The sequence below is a fragment of the Bifidobacterium tissieri genome (assembly GCF_002259645.1).
GTDB classification, from domain to species: domain Bacteria; phylum Actinomycetota; class Actinomycetes; order Actinomycetales; family Bifidobacteriaceae; genus Galliscardovia; species Galliscardovia tissieri.
In genome coordinates, this window is the sequence record NZ_MWWV01000015.1 from 18,784 (window position 1) to 34,893 (window position 16,110).

The 16,110-nt window shown below is 63.2% G+C and carries 11 protein-coding genes; 6 read left to right on the forward strand and 5 right to left on the reverse strand.

Annotation, left to right across the window (positions count from 1 at the left end; all coding sequences use genetic code 11):
- Window positions 1–35: 35 nt before the first annotated feature.
- Window positions 36–1,856: an AMP-dependent synthetase/ligase gene (locus BTIS_RS09220; protein ID WP_094664788.1), complete on the reverse strand. Its 1,821-nt coding sequence runs from the start codon at window positions 1,854–1,856 to the stop codon at window positions 36–38.
- 246 nt (window positions 1,857–2,102) lie between these two features.
- Here BTIS_RS09220 and BTIS_RS09225 point away from each other — a divergent pair, with 246 nt between their 5' ends.
- Window positions 2,103–3,053, forward strand: a complete 951-nt coding sequence (locus BTIS_RS09225; RefSeq protein WP_094664790.1) for a 5'-nucleotidase — start codon at window positions 2,103–2,105, stop codon at window positions 3,051–3,053.
- A 15-nt stretch (window positions 3,054–3,068) separates the two neighbouring features.
- Here BTIS_RS09225 and BTIS_RS09230 read toward each other — a convergent pair whose 3' ends face one another.
- On the reverse strand, window positions 3,069–3,797 hold the full coding sequence (locus BTIS_RS09230; RefSeq protein ID WP_094664792.1) for a gamma-glutamyl-gamma-aminobutyrate hydrolase family protein: 729 nt from the start codon (window positions 3,795–3,797) through the stop codon (window positions 3,069–3,071).
- Window positions 3,798–3,902: 105 nt separating this feature from the next.
- Between BTIS_RS09230 and BTIS_RS09235 the strand changes: the two genes are divergently transcribed.
- Window positions 3,903–5,228: a hypothetical protein gene (locus tag BTIS_RS09235; RefSeq protein WP_094664794.1), complete on the forward strand. Its 1,326-nt coding sequence runs from the start codon at window positions 3,903–3,905 to the stop codon at window positions 5,226–5,228.
- 77 nt (window positions 5,229–5,305) lie between these two features.
- Here BTIS_RS09235 and BTIS_RS09240 read toward each other — a convergent pair whose 3' ends face one another.
- From BTIS_RS09240 to BTIS_RS09250, 3 genes are all read right to left on the reverse strand, one after another.
- Window positions 5,306–5,704, reverse strand: coding sequence for a VOC family protein (locus BTIS_RS09240; RefSeq protein ID WP_094664796.1), 399 nt, complete (start codon window positions 5,702–5,704; stop codon window positions 5,306–5,308).
- Between the two features lie 70 nt (window positions 5,705–5,774).
- On the reverse strand, window positions 5,775–7,115 hold the full coding sequence (locus BTIS_RS09245; protein WP_094664797.1) for an MFS transporter: 1,341 nt from the start codon (window positions 7,113–7,115) through the stop codon (window positions 5,775–5,777).
- 318 nt (window positions 7,116–7,433) lie between these two features.
- Window positions 7,434–8,438 (reverse strand): zinc-dependent alcohol dehydrogenase family protein, encoded by a 1,005-nt coding sequence (locus BTIS_RS09250; protein WP_094664799.1) that lies wholly within the window; start codon window positions 8,436–8,438, stop codon window positions 7,434–7,436.
- A 675-nt stretch (window positions 8,439–9,113) separates the two neighbouring features.
- Between BTIS_RS09250 and BTIS_RS09255 the strand changes: the two genes are divergently transcribed.
- The 4 genes from BTIS_RS09255 to BTIS_RS09270 all read left to right on the forward strand — a co-directional run bounded on the left by BTIS_RS09255 (window position 9,114) and on the right by BTIS_RS09270 (window position 15,973).
- Window positions 9,114–12,812: a thiol reductant ABC exporter subunit CydD/CydC gene (locus BTIS_RS09255; RefSeq protein ID WP_094664801.1), complete on the forward strand. Its 3,699-nt coding sequence runs from the start codon at window positions 9,114–9,116 to the stop codon at window positions 12,810–12,812.
- A gap of 63 nt (window positions 12,813–12,875) precedes the next feature.
- Entirely contained in the window at window positions 12,876–13,730 is an 855-nt protein-coding gene (locus BTIS_RS09260; RefSeq protein ID WP_094664803.1) for an aldo/keto reductase, read from the forward strand.
- 4 nt (window positions 13,731–13,734) lie between these two features.
- Window positions 13,735–14,469 (forward strand): HNH endonuclease family protein, encoded by a 735-nt coding sequence (locus BTIS_RS09265; RefSeq protein WP_094664805.1) that lies wholly within the window; start codon window positions 13,735–13,737, stop codon window positions 14,467–14,469.
- 61 nt (window positions 14,470–14,530) lie between these two features.
- A complete protein-coding gene (locus BTIS_RS09270; RefSeq protein WP_420807018.1) occupies window positions 14,531–15,973 on the forward strand; it encodes an Nramp family divalent metal transporter in 1,443 nt (480 codons plus the stop codon).
- Window positions 15,974–16,110: the final 137 nt, after the last annotated feature.

Below are 16,110 nucleotides of genomic sequence, written 5' to 3' on the forward strand. Positions count from 1 at the left end.
GTGGTCTTCTCCGTTCTTTTCCGCGGTGCCGTCCGTTACTTCTTGCCTGCGTAGACCTCGTCGTCGATCACATCGGCGAACACGGTGTTCACCTTCGGACGCACCACCTTGAGCGACGGGGTTAGGCATCCATTGTCCTGCGTGAACCGTTCGGGCAGCACCACGAACTTACGCACCGATTCGGCACGCGACACCTGCGAGTTCGCCTTGTCCACGAACAGCTGGATCTCGTCGCGTACCGTCTTGTTCGCGGCGGCCTCCTCCAGCGGCATATCGGCCTGCAAACCGTGTGCGGGCAGCCATACGGCAAGTCCCTCCGGGTCAAGCGTGATCAGTGCGGCGATGAACGGGCGGCCGTCGCCGATCACCACGGCGTGCTCCACGATCGGGCAGTCGTTGATCGTCTCCTCCATCGGAATGGGGGAGACGTTCTTGCCGCCGGCGGTGATGATGATGTCCTTCGCACGGCCGGTGATGGTCAGCGTGCCGTCGTCGTCCAGCGAACCTAGATCGCCGGTGCGCAGCCAGCCGTCCTCGGTGAACGCCTCGGCCGTCTTCTCCGGCAGATTGTGGTAGCCGCGGAACACGTTCGCACCCTTGACCTGCACCTCGCCGTCGTCGCTGATGCGCACCGACGAGCCGGGCGCGCAGCGTCCCACCGTGCCGATGCGGTTGTCGTCCACACGGGTGACGGTGAACGGCGCCGCGGTCTCCGTCATGCCGTAGCCCTGGATCATCGGCAGGCCGATGCCGGCGAAGAAGTGCGCCAGATCCGGGTTCAGCGGCGCGCCGCCGCAGGCCACGTACTTGATGTTCGGTCCGAGCGCGCTGCGTACCGTGCGGTACACGGTCGACTCATACATCGCGTGCTCGGAGATCTGCCGCAACGTGTGGTGACGGCCCTCCTGCGCGGTGCGCGACCAGTCGCGGGCGGCCTCGGCGGCCTTGGCGAACATCCGGCCCCTCATACCCATGCCGGCCTTGCGGGAGGCCGCGTTGTACACCTTTTCGAACACGCGCGGCACACCCAGCAGATACGTGGGCTTGAAGCTACGCAGGTCGGGCAGCAGCGAGCGCGTATCCGGCAGATAGCCGACCACGCCGTCGTCGGAACCGATCGAGCAGTACTGGATGTAGCGGGCGAAGCAGTGGGCGAGGGGCAGGAACAGCAGGAGTCGCGGATGCCCGTCGCAGATCATCTCCTTCATGCACACATAGCCGGCGCGCACGATGCTCAGGAAGTTGCGGTGCGTCAGTTCGGCACCCTTCGGCGCTCCCGTGGAACCGGACGTGTACACGATCGTGGCGAGATCGTCGGCTCCAACCGAGGCGATGCGCTCGTCGAGCTCGTCGTCGCCCACGGTGACGCCCAGTCCTTCGAGCGCGCCCATCGCGTTCGCGTCGAGCATGAGGATGCGGTCCAGCTTTGGACAGTCGTTCACCACCGACTGCAGGCGGTCGAACCGCTCCTGATCGTCGGCGATGGCGATCCGCACGTCGGAGTCGTTGAGAATGCGCTTGGCCTGCGCGGCGGAGTCGGTGTCGTAGATCGGCACGTTCACCGCGCCGATGGCGGCCAGCGCGAAGTCGAGCACGCCCCACTCGTAGCGGGTGCTGGAGAACAGGGTCACCGCGTCGCCCTTGCGGATGCCGAACGCCATGAATCCCTTGGCGCACGCGCGAACCAGGCGGTGGAATTCGCCGGTGGTGACGTCGGACCAGGCGCCGGGGCCGGTCTTGCGGCTGGCGATCACCGTGTCCTCGCCAGTACGGTCGATGCGTTCGGTGAGCAGCGAGTAGAGGGTTTCGTCGTCGCGAACCTCGATGGTTCCGGGTTCCGTGTATTCCTTCATCATGCCTCGAATTCATGTCGTCGATCAGACGATCGGCGTACGGGTATGCCTATGTCCTCTTTTATGTTACGGTGCCGTAGTCGGGTGCGCATTGTCGGGGGATATGAACTTGCCGCCGCGACGTTGTGGAATGGTACAAACGGCCGTGGGCCGCGTCCGTACAATGAAAACGGTATGCACGGGAACGGTAGGCATGATCACGACAGACATGGTCACGGTGCGTATGATCGCGACACGGAAGGGGATGCGATGGCGGATCTGTCACGGAAGGCGCTGGTGATCGGTGTCTCATCCAGGGCGTTGTTCGACCTTGAGGAGGCCAACGACGTCTATCGCAACGACGGCGTGGCACAGTACGAGGATTATCAGAAAAGCCGTGTCGACGAGACGCTCGCCCCGGGCACTGCGTTCCCGTTCGTCTCGCGTCTGCTCCGGTTCAACCGGCTGTTCGACGATCCCGACGAGGGCGTTGAGGTGGTGGTGCTGTCACGCAACAGTCCGCGTACCGGACTGCGCATTATGAATAGCATCCGCGCCCATGATCTCGACATCACGAGGGCGGTGTTCCGCAGCGGGATGTCCACGTTTCCGCTGATGCGCGAGTTCAATATGTCGCTGTTTCTGTCCGCGAACGCCGACGAGGTCAAAAGCGCCGTGGACAAGGGGCTGCCCGCCGGTCTGGTATTGCCGTTCCGTCGTCGATCGCACCAGCTTGATGATGACAATGAGCTGCGGGTGGCGTTCGACTTCGACGGTGTGCTGGCCGGCGACTCGTCCGAGCGGGTGTTCCAGCAGGCCCGTCGGAACGATCCCGAACACGCGACGGAAGTGTACGGCGACCATGAGCTGATGAACGCGGACCGGCCGTTGGAGAACGGGCCGCTCGAACGACTGCTCAAGGGACTGAACGCGTTGCAGCGGGCGGCACGTGAAAGCACGTTGCCGGACAAGCCGTCGCTGCGCGTGTATCTGATGACCGCCCGCAGTGCGCCGGCCCACGAGCGTGCCATCCGTACGCTGGAGGAGAAGGGGCTGACCGTGGACGAGGCGTTCTTCCTCGGCGGGCTCAGCAAGACGCCGTTCCTCAACGAGGTGCAGCCCCACATCTTCTTCGATGACGACATGATGAATCTGGAGAACCCCGATCTCAACATCCCCGCCGTGCACATCCCATTTGGCATCCGCAACGACGGCGAGTGAGCGCCTTCCCCGCGCCTATCCGCGATCGCGGTTTCGCCGATACGTGCGGCAGGCATCCACGAACGCCGTCGCCAGACGATGGCTTGGTTCGTCGTCCGGCGTCTGCTCGGGATGCCACTGCACGGCCATGAAGAACTCACGATCCGGCCGATACGCGGACTCGATAACACCGTCGGGCGCGCTCGCCTGCACGACCACGCCCTCGCCCGGTTCATGCACGGCCTGATGATGCACGCTGTTGACCATGATGCCGTCGCATCCGAGAATGCCGTGCAGGGGAGTGTCCGGCAGCACGGTCACCGTATGGCTCGGCTGATCGAATGGCTGCTTCTGCCAGTGATCCAGAGCACCCGGAATATCGTCGGCGATCTGCTGGTAGAGGTTGCCGCCCGCCAGCACGCACATCATCTGCAGGCCGCGGCACACGCCAAGATAGGGCATATGCCGTTCGTAGGCGGCCCTCAGCAACGTCGCCTCCGCATGATCGCGCAACGGAACCGGTTCGTCCATCCCCGGCAGATGACGGCCGCCATACAGATCCGGATTGATGTCGTTGCCGCCGGGAATCAGCAGGCCGTCAGCGCGGTCGAGCATGTCGGCAAGATAGCGATCGTCATCGGACGGGTCCACGGTCAGCACGTTGGCCCCGGCGAACTCCACCAGCCGCAGATATCCGGGATCAATGTCGAACGCTCCCGGAACCGTCTCCGAATACTGCATCATCAACGCCACGATGGGCTTCATCGACGTCGCCTTTCCTTGGACCGCGCATGGCGGGGATACACTGAATGTCAATTGCGATTATATGAGTGATGCGATTATATGAGTGCATGAGTGGAGGTTCCATCAATGGCTGACAATTCCACTGCGGAATGCGGCAATCCCACTGTCGGGCATAACGATCACCATGATGACGTGGCGACGTTCCCCGGAGCCGACGCGCTGCTGCATGAACTCGCACGATCCGAATTCCCGGTTTCCGACGATGTGATCGAACGCCTGCGCGGCATCTACGATCATCTTGCCGATGTCTCGCCCGATGATCCCGAATTCGAACGGTATCTGCGCGAGGACGTGATCGAACATGGGACGTTCACGCGTGCCGAGGCCATTGATATCAGTGATTCCGTACTGGACGTCAGTGCCCGGCACAAGAACGATCCCGCGCTGCTGGTCCCGTTCTTCATCGCATTCGAGTGGTTCCACCGGTGTGAGTTCGACTCCGATCAGCGGTTGCTCTACTGGCGGCGGTTCGTGCCGTTGCTGCGTCCGTGTCTTGGCGGGTTCTCGCTCTACCAGTACGCGCTGTCCATGTTCTGCCTGTATGGCGGTGACGAGCAGGGGGCCGAGGCGGCTGCCCGCCGCGCCCTCGACACGGCCCCGGACCATATCGGTTTTCTCAACACCTATACCGAGCAGATTCTGGACCGCGTGGAGCATGAGCTTATCTCCTCGGGCCGGCAGATGCCCGACGAGGATGATCGTCAGTCGCTTGAGCGTCTTCTGGACGACTTCGAGAAGCGTCCGAGGGACGGATGGCATCCGATCTTCCATGTGAGCTACGGACGAATTCTCGCATGCCTCGGCCGGTATGGTGAGGCGCAGAGCGAGTTCTCCCAGGCCGTGGATCTGGAGAACGCGCGATACAACGCGTGGAGTGAGTCCAGTGATGCCGCGCAGACGACCACGATCAAGGGCAGCACGTACGTGACCGAGATGAATGAGATCTTCGACGCGCGCAACACGTGCAATATGCTGTCGAACATGCGCTCGCTGTCGGCGGTCATCGATGATGCGCAGGATGCGCAGCGGGCCCGTGCCCGCGAACTTGACGACAAGATGGATGAGCTCGGCCGGCGTTTCGACAACGAACGCATCGACATGCTGGAGTTCATCGGCTTCTTCGCCGGCATCATCTCGTTCGTCATCGCCTCGATCCAGCTCGGCGATGGCCTGTCGTTCCCCACTCGCGCCCTGATGGTGCTGATCGTCATGGGATCGTTGCTGGTGGCGTTCGGCGCGTTTTCCATGCTGTTGGAAAGCGGCCGTGACGTCGATCCGAAGAACCCGAAACAGGGGCGTATGTTCGGTGTGCGTACTGGGCTGATCGCAGTGATCGTCATCGGTCTGGTGGTCATCGTGACCGCCATGCTGATGTATCTCGTCATCCGCTGACGGATACAAACGGGCCGGACGGTGTATGACCAGTCCGGCCCGTTTGCATATCTTCCCCTATCCCTTGTTCGGGAACGTCACACGATCTGGCAGAATTCGATGGTTTCGTTGTTGGGGCCGTAGATGTTGAAGAAGCGGATGCCGTTGTTCCAGAACGAGGAGATGGACTGGATCTCGGTGTCCTTGAACCGCAGTCCGAGCTCCTTGGCGTTGGCGAACGCGGCCTCGATGTCCGGGGTGTCGAACGCCCAGTGGTTGATCGCACCGGTTTCCATCGGCGCGGGATCGCCTTCCCAGGTTTCGATGGTCAGGTGGCCGTAGCGCAGGAACGCGCAACGGTTTTCGCCGTTGTGGAACAGGCCGGCGAGCTCGAATCCGAGCACCTTGGTGTAGAACTCGATAGTCTCGTCAAGATCCTTGGCGGGCATGCCGGAATGCTGGAAATCAGTGGTGAATGCGGTCATTGTCTTGGCCATGATGATGTCTCCTTGATGTCGATGTCATGTTGATTGATGGGGCGACTGGTGTGCGTGGAGGCTGATTCGATCACGCCTTGGCGGTGGCGACGAGTTCGATCTGCTCCTGCTCCTCCATGAGCGCGTCGCCGAGCGTCTTGGCGCCGGGGATGCGATGGCCCTTCTCGTCGAAGCCGGGCTGCTTCGGGTGCAGGGTGAGCGTGAGGAGGAACGCCAGCACGTACAGTCCGGCGTACGTCCAGCAGATGCCTTCGATGCCGATGGTCGGCAGCAGGAGGGTGGCGATGCCGGGACCGACGAAGGTGGTGAGTCCGGCGGCCAGGTTGTATGCGGACAGTGCCGCGCCCTGCTTGCCGGGGGCCTCAAGCGTCATTACCGTGGGCAGGCAGGAGAAGGCGCAGGTGCCGATGCCCACCACGATCGAGGCGACGATCATCATCAGGGTGTTCGGGCCGAACCAGCGCGGCATGTAGTAGAAGAGCACGGATCCGACGGCGAGCACGCCGCAACCGAACCAGCGCATCGGCCAGATCCAGCCGAAACGGTCCATGAACCAGCCCCAGAACGTGTTGAAGATCAGGGTGACGACGAACACGAATCCCCAGATGCGCATCCATTCCTCGGTTTTGAAGATGTTGATGCCACCGTATTTCGTGGTGCACAGGTACAGCGGCATGATCACCGGGAATCCGTACAGCAGCAGGTTGTTGATGATGCGGATGACGGCGCAGATGGCGATCTTGCGGTTGGTGAACAGGATGGTGGCGCCTTCGGCCAGTTCCTTGAGCTGTTCGGCGCGGCTCAGGCCCTCGCCCTTGACCACCTTGTTCTTCGGGACGCAGAAGAAGCACATGATCGTGCCGACGATCGAGAACGGCAGTGCGAACCAGAAGGTCTTGTATTCGCCGAAGTGCGGCATGATGAAGCTCGGCAGGTAGGCGCCGAACACGCCGATGCCCAGCGAGAAGCAGGTCCAGAAGAAGCCGGTGGCGCTGGCGAGCCTTGCGGGGGCGATGTACTGGGCCATGAGCACCACGAAGCTGTAGATGAACAGCGGATAGCCGATGCCGCGGATCGCGTAGACGCCGAGGATGAGCGGGTAGATGCCGCTGGGCAGTGCCACGGCGAGGAAGACCAGATGCACGCCGATCCACCAGCAGGCGCCGAACATCATGACCCGACGTGCGCCGAACATCTCGGCGAGCACGCCGGCCGTCCATCCGCCGAGTGCCGCGAACAGACCGTACACGGTGACCAGTCCGGACGCTTGCGCCGCCGTGAATCCCTGATCGACCATGTACTTCGACAGGAACGTCAGCTCAAAGCCGTCGCCCGTCATGAAGATGGCCACCGCCAGGAACCCCAGCAACAACGCTCGGGGGATTCCAAACTTTTCAATCGCCTTAATCATAACAATCCACCTAACAACCGCCTCGTCGCGGTCCTATTTTTCATCATTGTCCAAAAGCATGAATCCGCCGGGAACTTCCGGCGTCACAGTCATTGTTGTTGGTGGCAGCGCCACAGGCGCTGCCACCAACATGCCCTCCAGGCCAAGTATTCGCTCAACCTGAGCGGGGGAGGCGGTATATGTTTCGCGATCGTAGTCAACGGAGGGGGTTTGTTATGCTTTGCAAAACAAACCCCCGGAGTGAGGCCGAACGGCCATGAGTGTATCGCGAAACGTACACCGCCTCCCCCGCGACCAAGGGGAGGGCCGAGCCGAACCCTACTTGCCGACCTTCACCACGGCCTTCGACACCCCAGTGAACTTCCCCTCGAGGAAGTCCTGCACCTGCTCCAGCTCGATCTCATGGCTGATCAGCGCGCCGATGTTCATCTTGCCGGTGGAGACGAGGGCGATGGCGTCCTTGAAGGTGAGCGGGTTGATGAAGGAGCCCTGGATGGTGAGCTGCTTCTTGTAGATGTCGTAGGTGTTCATTTCGAAGTGCGCCTCCTGCGGGCCCACGCCGAACATGAGGACCTGTGCGCCCTTCTTGGTGGCGGCCACGGCCTGCGCCTGGGTGGCGGGCAGTCCTACGGCTTCGATGACCACGTCGTAGGTGTCGGCGGGGATCTGCTCGCGGGTGGTGTTGTAGATGTTGGTGACGCCGAAGAGGTCCTTGTTGCGCTGGAGCTTCTCGTCGAAGATGCCGGCGAGGTCCACCTGGTGCACACCGTAGGCCTGGAGTAGCTGCACGAAGATCTGGCCCATGAAGCCGTCGCCGATCACGAGCGCCTTCTGGTAGGGGCGCAGGTCGAGCAGGTCAAGGCCGTGCACGCCGCAGGAGACGGGCTCGATGGCGGCGGCGTCGCGCAGACTCACGGTGTCGGGCAGCTTGTAGACCACGGTGGCGGGGGCGGTGAACTGTTCGGCGAGGCCACCGTCGCGGGTCACGCCGACGGCGCTCAGATGATCGCACAGTTCGGGGCGCTGGGTGAGGCAGAACTCGCACTGTCCGCAGTAGATGTTCGGGTCGACGGCCACACGGTCGCCGGGCTTGACGTTGGTGACCTCGTCGCCGATGGCGGCCACGACGCCGGAGTTCTCATGGCCGAGCACGATCGGCGGCACGGCGGCTGCGGAGCCGGGGCGGCCTGCGTACAGGTCGTGGTCGGTGCCGCATACGCCGGCGTATGCGGTGTTGATGAGCACTTCGTTCGGGGCGATTTCGGGGGTGGGCAGATCCTGGATTTCGAACTGCTTGACGCCGGTGAGAACAAGAGCCTTCATGATTGTTGCCTTCCATCTTCTTCCCGCTGTCATACCTGCGGGAGGTGCGCGGCTTCCATGCCGCGAATGCTGATTGTCGATTGTTGTTGTGAGGGGATGTCCGTTCATGGCTGATGCTGCATTGTGTCGCCATGGGGATACAAGAGATGTTTCACGTGAAACAGAAGGGTGTATGCAGTTTGACGCCGATTGTCCGATCGGTCGTCGTGTTGTGCCGACTACAGATGCGTCTGACGGCGGACGAGCCGCTCGCGGCGGTGGCGGAGCTGTACCGCCGTGCACGCTGCATCGTCGAAGAACCTCATCATGGCGGATCACCTCCTCGTTGTTGCCTCGTTGCTGTGATGGCACTAACAGTACCTTATGTAAAAAACTTTTGCAAATTATATTTCTATAACTGACGACACGCCTCGAATTACAACGATTATGAACATTGTGATTGCAGTCCAAGTGACGATATTTCGCGACCCGCGCATGCCCGCGTACTGCCGATGTGACGTAATCAACATCCGTGAAAACCCGCGTAGAGCTGAATGTGCACCCTTCCGTAATCATCCGAATCACGCTACCGTGGAAAGGCTGCCCGTGTCCGTCGCGTGAACCGTCGTGACCGTCGGCATCATGAATCATCCATGACATATAGACACGTAGATAAAGGGAGGCAACAGGGGAGATATGTTCGACAAACGTCTGTTTTCCATAGTGCCGGGGGTCGGACGACTCGTCGCCGGCAAGGCGGCGCTGCTGTGGGTCACGCTGATGGCCAACGTCGCGTTCGCCGTCACGCTCGTCCTATTCCTGTTCGATCTGCTCACCGCGGCCGATCCACACCGTCCCGTGCCGGCCAGCTGTCAGATTGATCCGAACGGCGGCTGTGCGCCCGCGCCCGGACTCGCCGATCTTCATCTTGGCATGACGCCGAACGAAGCCGTCCCATACCTCATCGCGTTCGTGATCATCGCCGCGATCCGCTATGCGGCCACGCGCGGTGCCACGCATCTGGGCTTCCTCGCCGCCGAAAAGGTCAAGCTCGCGCTGCGTCAGAAGATGATCCGCAAGATGCACGCCCTCGGACCCGCGTACTCATCCACCGTCCGCACCTCCAACGTGGTGCAGCTCGCCGGCGAAGGCGTCGAACAGGTGCAAACCTTTTTCGACCTGTTCCTGCCCCAGCTGTTCTACAGCGTGCTCGCCCCCATCACCCTGTTCGTCGTGCTGCTGCCCGTGAACCTGCCGGCCGCCGTCACACTGCTCGTCTGCGCGCCGCTCATCGTGTTCATCGTCGGACTCGTCGCCATGAGCGCCGCCCGTGTCTTCAAGAAATACTGGGGCAAGTACACCGATCTCGGTGCCACGTTCCTCGACGACCTGCAGGGCCTTGAAACCCTCAAGAACTTCGACGCCGACGAACGCGCCCACCACACCATGAACACGCGCGCCGAGGAATTCCGCGTCATGACCATGAACGTGCTGCAGATCCAGTTGCGCTCGCTGTCCGTCATGGACCTGGTGGCGTACGGTGGCGCGGCCGCCGGCATCGGCGTGGCCCTGTGGCAGTACGCCACGTACGGCGTGGACCTGGGCGCCGTGCTGCTCATCGTGCTGCTGTCCGCCGACTTCTTCATCCCGCTGCGTCAGCTCGGCTCCTACTTCCATGTGGCCATGAACGGCATGACCTCCAGCCGCAAGATCCTCGACCTGCTCGACACCCCCGAACCTGATCACGGCAACGGCGTCATGCCTGTCGACGCCGTGACCGTGCGATTCGACGGCGTGGGATTCCGCTACGCGGACGACACCGAAGCCCTGCGCGATGTGTCGTTCACCGCCCGTCCCGGCGAACTGACCGCGATCGTGGGCGTGAGCGGCTCCGGCAAATCCACCGCCGCCGGTCTGATCGCCGGACGGCTCACCGGCTACACCGGCTCCATCGCCCTGCGCGGGGTCGCTCCCGGCAAGGACGGCAAGGACGACGGCACGTCCGTCGAACTGCGCGACGCCTCCCTGGATTCACTGCTTGCCGGCGTGACCATCGTCTCCGCCACCAGCCACCTGTTCCACGACACCCTACGGAACAACCTGCTCATGGCCGCCCCCGATGCCACCGACGACGACCTGTGGCATGCGCTCGAACTCGCCCGCGTGGCCGACTTCGTCCGCGAACAGCCGGACGGGCTCGACATGCGCATCGATGAAGGCGCGTCCAACCTCTCCGGCGGACAGAAGCAGCGCATCGCGCTGGCCCGCGGCCTACTGCACGATTCGGCCATCACCGTGTTCGACGAGGCCACCAGCAACGTGGACGCCGAAAGCGAGCGCCTGATCCTCGACGCGATCCACGATCTCGCCGCATCCGGCAAGACCGTGATCATGATCACCCACCGCATGGCCAACGCCGTGGACGCCAACCACGTGGTCGTGTTCGACCACGGCACGGTCGTCGAAACCGGTACGCACGCCGAACTCATGGCGGCAGCCGGCGAATACGAACGACTGTTCCGCACGCAAAGCGCGGTGGAAAACATTGGGGATCGCGGTGCCGCCGCCGTACGCGACGCGAACCTCACGCATGCTGATGGCAACGCCACCGACGTCGACGATGCCGCATCCGTTGATTCCACCCAGTCCTCGTCGCCGTCCACGAACGGCACGACGATGTCCACAATGGGCCTGATCCGCCGACTGCTCGGTCAGGCCCGACCGCTCGCCGGATTCATGACCGCAGCCGTCGTTTGCGGCGTGATCGGCCATCTGGCGGCGACCCTGCTGCCCACGTTCGGTGTGATCGGCCTGTTCGCGCTTGCCGGCCACCCCGTCTGGGGCATCGGCGTCGTCCCTGCCACGATCGGACTGGCGGTGTGCGCGGTGGTCCGTGGCGCCATGCGCTACGTGGAACAGTTCATGAACCACAACGTGGCATTCCGCCTGCTCGCCCTGTTCCGCGACAAGGCGTTCGGCGCGCTGCGACGTCTTGCCCCGGCCAAACTCGCCGGACATGGCAAGGGCGATCTGGTGGCCCTGATCACCACCGACGTGGAACTGCTGGAGATCTTCTTCGCCCACACCATCTCCCCGGTGGTCATCGCCGTCGTCACCTCGATCGTGTTCGCCGCGCTGCTGGCCGGACTGAACCCGTGGTTCGCCCTGCTGCTCATCGTCGCCCACCTGACGGTAGGCGTGGCATTGCCCCGACTGTTCGCCGCGCGCGTGACGCCGCTTGGCGCGCAGATTCGCAAGACCTCGGCCGAACTTGACGACTATGTGCTCGACGGCATGCGCGGCATGGACGAGACCATCCGCTTCAACCAGGGCGAGCACCGCGTGGCTTCGATCACCGAACGCACCATGGCGTTGTGGAACCGTCGCGGACGACTCAGCCGCGCCAACGGCGTATTCGCCGGCCTCGGTGGTGTGCTGGTCGAACTGTTCACCGTGATCGCCGCGGCCATCGCGTTGTCGCTCGCGTTCGCCGACTCGCTCAGCGTGCCGAACTCGATCGTCGCCATCACGCTGATCTCCAGCTCGTTCGGCCCCACGCTCGCACTGAGCGCCCTGCCGGCCAGCCTGACCCAGACGTTCGCCTCGGCACGTCGCCTGTTCGCCCTCATGGACGAGGCTCCGGCCGTCGAGGAACGCGGTACCGCAACCCCGGACTACACCGGCATGACGCTCGACCATGTCACCTTCGCCTACCCCGGAACGGATACGACGATCCTGACCGACGCCTCGCTGAACGTGCCGCGCACGGGCGTGCTCGGCGTGCAGGGGCGCTCCGGTGCCGGCAAGTCCACCATGCTCAAGCTGCTCATGCGGTACTGGGACCCGAACACCGGCACGGTACGCATGTCCGGCACCGATCTGCGTGACGTGGACGCGCATCATCGCCGTCGCGTACAGACCATGCTCGCCCAGGAGACCTACCTGTTCGACGGCACGATCCGCGAGAACCTGCTGCTGGCCGATCCGAACGCCAGCGAAGAGGCATTGACCGACGCCTGCCGTCGCGCAAGCGTGACCGACCTCATCGACTCGCTGCCGGACGGACTCGACACCGCCGTGGGCGAGCTGGGCGACCGTCTCTCCGAAGGCGAGCGCCAGCGCATCGGACTGGCCCGCGTGTTCCTGCGCCGCGCCGATCTGGTGCTGTTCGACGAGCCGACGAGCCGCCTCGACGCACTCAACGAGGCCGTGATCCTACGGTCCATCGACGCGCTTGCCACCACGGACGGACCGGCCGTGATGCTCGTCTCCCACCGCGAATCCGCCATGCGCATCGCCGATCGCGTGCTGCAGGTCGGCCCGGCCGCAACAGAAACGTCGGCAACGGAAACGGCGACAACGGCGGAGAAGACGGGCCGGCCGATCCGCGAGTAGGCCGAAACCGGTCGTTCTATCATGGCAGGAAGATGGATATCGTCTGACGAGCAAGGAGCACCTATGGGATTTGGACCGATTCCGAACATCACGTTGTCCAACGGCGCGGCCATTCCGCAGATCGGACTGGGCGTGCTGCGCATTGACGACGACGCCACCGCGCCGGTCGTCAAATCCGCACTCGAAGTGGGCTACCGTCACATCGACACAGCGGCCGGCTATGGCAACGAGGGCGGTGTGGGACAGGCGCTGGAAGCGTCCGGATACGCGCATGGCAGCAAGCGCGAGCAGGTGTGGATCACCACCAAGCTCCGTGACTCCGAGCAGGGATACGACTCCGCGCTCACGGCGTTCGACCGTCAGATCGGTCTGTTGCGCACGGACTACGTGGACATGTACATGATCCACTGGCCCACGCCGTTCGACTGGCGCAGCGCCGACGTGTGGCGCGCGTTCACGCGTCTGCGCGACGAGGGTCGTGTGCGCACGCTCGGCGTCTGCAACTTCCTGCCCGAGCATCTGGAACGCCTGCACGAGGAGACGGGGGAGTGGCCCGCCGTCGATCAGATCGAACTGCACCCCACCTGGCAGCAGCGTGAGGTGACCGCGTTCTGCAAGGCGCACGGCATCGCCGTGGAGGCGTACTCGCCGATCGCGCGCGGTGCCGATCTCAACGCCGGCGACGGCGTGATCGCCCGCATCGCCGAGGCGCATGGCGTCAGCCACGCCCAGGTGATTCTGCGCTGGCATATCGAGAACGGCACGATCATCATCCCCAAGTCCGTGCATCGCGAACGTCAGATCGAGAACGGCTCGCTGTTCGACTTCGCGCTCACTGCGGAGGAGCATGCGGCCATCGACGCGCTCGACGGCCCGACGCGCGCCGGCCACGATCCACGTACCTTCTCCTACAGCTGATCGCATGGCCAAACGTCGCAGACGCGCATTCCGAGGATCGTCACCGTTGGAACGGCTGGCGATCCTCGTGGTGTTGGCCGTCGTGATCGGGATCAGCGCCGGACTGCTGCTGCCGCAGGTGAGCGTGACCGTGGGGCGGGCGACCGGTGAATACACGGCGACCGGCAGCGCCGCGGACACGCTGGCCACGCTTGCTGTGGTCGACGATCGCAAGCCGTCGAGCACCTACCAGCGTGACGCATTCGGCTTCCGCCAATACGATCCCGACGGCAACGGTTGCGATTCGCGCAACGATACGCTTGCCCGCGATCTGAAGAACGTCACCTATGCGAACGCCGAACGGTGTAAGGTCGAATCCGGCACGCTCGACGATCCCTACACCGGCAGGACCATCACCTTCAAACGCGGTCAGACCACCAGCGCCGCCGTGCAGATCGATCATGTGGTGGCGCTCAACAACGCGTGGAAGTCCGGCGCGGACTCGTGGGACACGAAGAAGCGATACGAGTTCAGCAACGATCCGTACAATCTGCTGGCCGTCGACGGTCCGGCTAACGTGGAGAAGGGCGATGCCGACGCGTCGGTCTGGCTGCCGCCGAACGCGTCGTACGACTGCGCGTACGTGGCCCGACAGATCGGTGTCAAGGCCAAGTATGGGCTGAGTGTGACCACGGCGGAGAAGAACGCCATGCTCAAGACGCTCGCCGAATGTCCGGGACAGGCCGTGCCCGACCGCTGAAATCGTGCCTGATCGACGAGTCGGTTCGCCACCCGATACGTGAAGGTGTTATAACGGCGCTGTGAGTATGAATGATGGGGAACGTACGAACATGGACGATCGCAATCAATCGAATCAGACGCTGAACGGTCGACAGCCGTCCGATAATCACGAACGCAATGAACATGACAGTGGCTCCGAACCCGTGGATTCCGGGTTCGTGGATCCTGATGAGGCGGCGGTGCTCGCCGCCAGCGGCAGACCCCACCGCCAGCACATGCGCAGCGTACCGAAGCTGGCCACCCCGCACACCGGGGCCAAGACCAAGCTGTCGGCCATCATCGGGCCGGCCTTCGTGGCGGCCGTGGCCTATGTGGATCCGGGCAACGTGGCCGCCAACATCACCTCGGGCGCACGGTATGGATTCCTGCTCGTCTGGGTGCTGGTGCTCGCCAATGCGATGAGCGTGCTCATCCAGTACCAATCCGCCAAACTGGGCATCGTGACCGGCCAGTCGCTGCCCGCGCTGCTGGGCAATCGCATGAACCCGGGAGGACGACTGCTGTTCTTCGCGCAGGCCGAGGTGATCGCCATCGCCACCGATCTGGCCGAGGTGATCGGCGGGGCGATCGCCCTCAATCTGCTGTTCGGTCTGCCGATGTTCGTCGGCGGGTGCATCATCGGCGCGGTCTCCACCGTGCTGCTGCGGTTCCAGGGCAGGAGCCAGAATCTGTTCGAGAAGCTCATCGTGGCGCTGCTGCTCGTCATCACATTCGGTTTCATCGCCGGACTGTTCATCGAGCCGCCGGCTCCATCCAAGGTGCTCGGCGGTCTGGTCCCGCACTTCAACGGGTCGGACTCGGTGCTCATGGCCAGCTCCATGCTGGGGGCGACGGTGATGCCGCACGCGATCTACCTGCATTCCACGCTGGTCAATGACCATTACGAGGGGCGCAAGGAGCGCCCCGACATCCGTCGCGAGCTGTTCGGCACCAAGATCGACGTGGTATGGGCGCTACTGCTCGCCGGCACCGTGAATCTGGCGTTGCTGCTACTCGCCGCGAACAGTCTGCATGGCATGTCCGGCACCGACACGATCGAAGGTGCCCAGCATGCGGTGGTGCAGGTGCTCGGACCGGTCATCGGCACGATCTTCTCGATCGGCCTGCTCGCTTCCAGTCTGTCAAGCACATCGGTGGGCACCTACGCCGGTCAGGAGATCATGCACGGCCTGTTGCACGTGGATGCGCCGATGTGGGCATGCCGCATCATCACGCTCGTGCCGGCCCTTGTGATCCTCTGGTTCAGTTCGAACCCCACGTTCGCGTTGGTGGTGGGTCAGGTGATCCTTTCGATCGGCATCCCGTTCGCTATCATTCCGCTCATGCGCTATACGCACGATCGCCAGCTTATGGGCCAATGGGCGGATGGGCCCGTCAAGCATGTGATCTTCATGCTTGTGGCCGCGCTGATCATCGTGCTCAACGTGACGTTGGTGGTGCTCACCTTCATGGGGAGGAACTGACTCGGGGCATTCGGCATTCGATGTGAATGTCGCGCGATGACACGCCGATATCGCTGCAAAATTCATCCGACGTCCATGTTTGGTATACCGTCCGTCCGCTTGGAGCGTTGTGTCGTCTGTGGTCCGTCCATAATGTG

Bases quoted from the DNA above. Each gene is read 5' to 3' on its own strand.
- BTIS_RS09235 (WP_094664794.1), top strand. From the start codon at position 3,903: ATGGCTGACAATTCCACTGCGGAATGCGGCAATCCCACTGTCGGGCAT.
- BTIS_RS09240 (WP_094664796.1), bottom strand. From the start codon at position 5,704: ATGGCCAAGACAATGACCGCATTCACCACTGATTTCCAGCATTCCGGC.
- BTIS_RS09255 (WP_094664801.1), top strand. From the start codon at position 9,114: ATGTTCGACAAACGTCTGTTTTCCATAGTGCCGGGGGTCGGACGACTC.
- BTIS_RS09220 (WP_094664788.1), bottom strand. From the start codon at position 1,856: ATGATGAAGGAATACACGGAACCCGGAACCATCGAGGTTCGCGACGAC.
- BTIS_RS09265 (WP_094664805.1), top strand. From the start codon at position 13,735: ATGGCCAAACGTCGCAGACGCGCATTCCGAGGATCGTCACCGTTGGAA.
- BTIS_RS09230 (WP_094664792.1), bottom strand. From the start codon at position 3,797: ATGAAGCCCATCGTGGCGTTGATGATGCAGTATTCGGAGACGGTTCCG.
- BTIS_RS09225 (WP_094664790.1), top strand. From the start codon at position 2,103: ATGGCGGATCTGTCACGGAAGGCGCTGGTGATCGGTGTCTCATCCAGG.
- BTIS_RS09245 (WP_094664797.1), bottom strand. From the start codon at position 7,115: ATGATTAAGGCGATTGAAAAGTTTGGAATCCCCCGAGCGTTGTTGCTG.
- BTIS_RS09260 (WP_094664803.1), top strand. From the start codon at position 12,876: ATGGGATTTGGACCGATTCCGAACATCACGTTGTCCAACGGCGCGGCC.
- BTIS_RS09250 (WP_094664799.1), bottom strand. From the start codon at position 8,438: ATGAAGGCTCTTGTTCTCACCGGCGTCAAGCAGTTCGAAATCCAGGAT.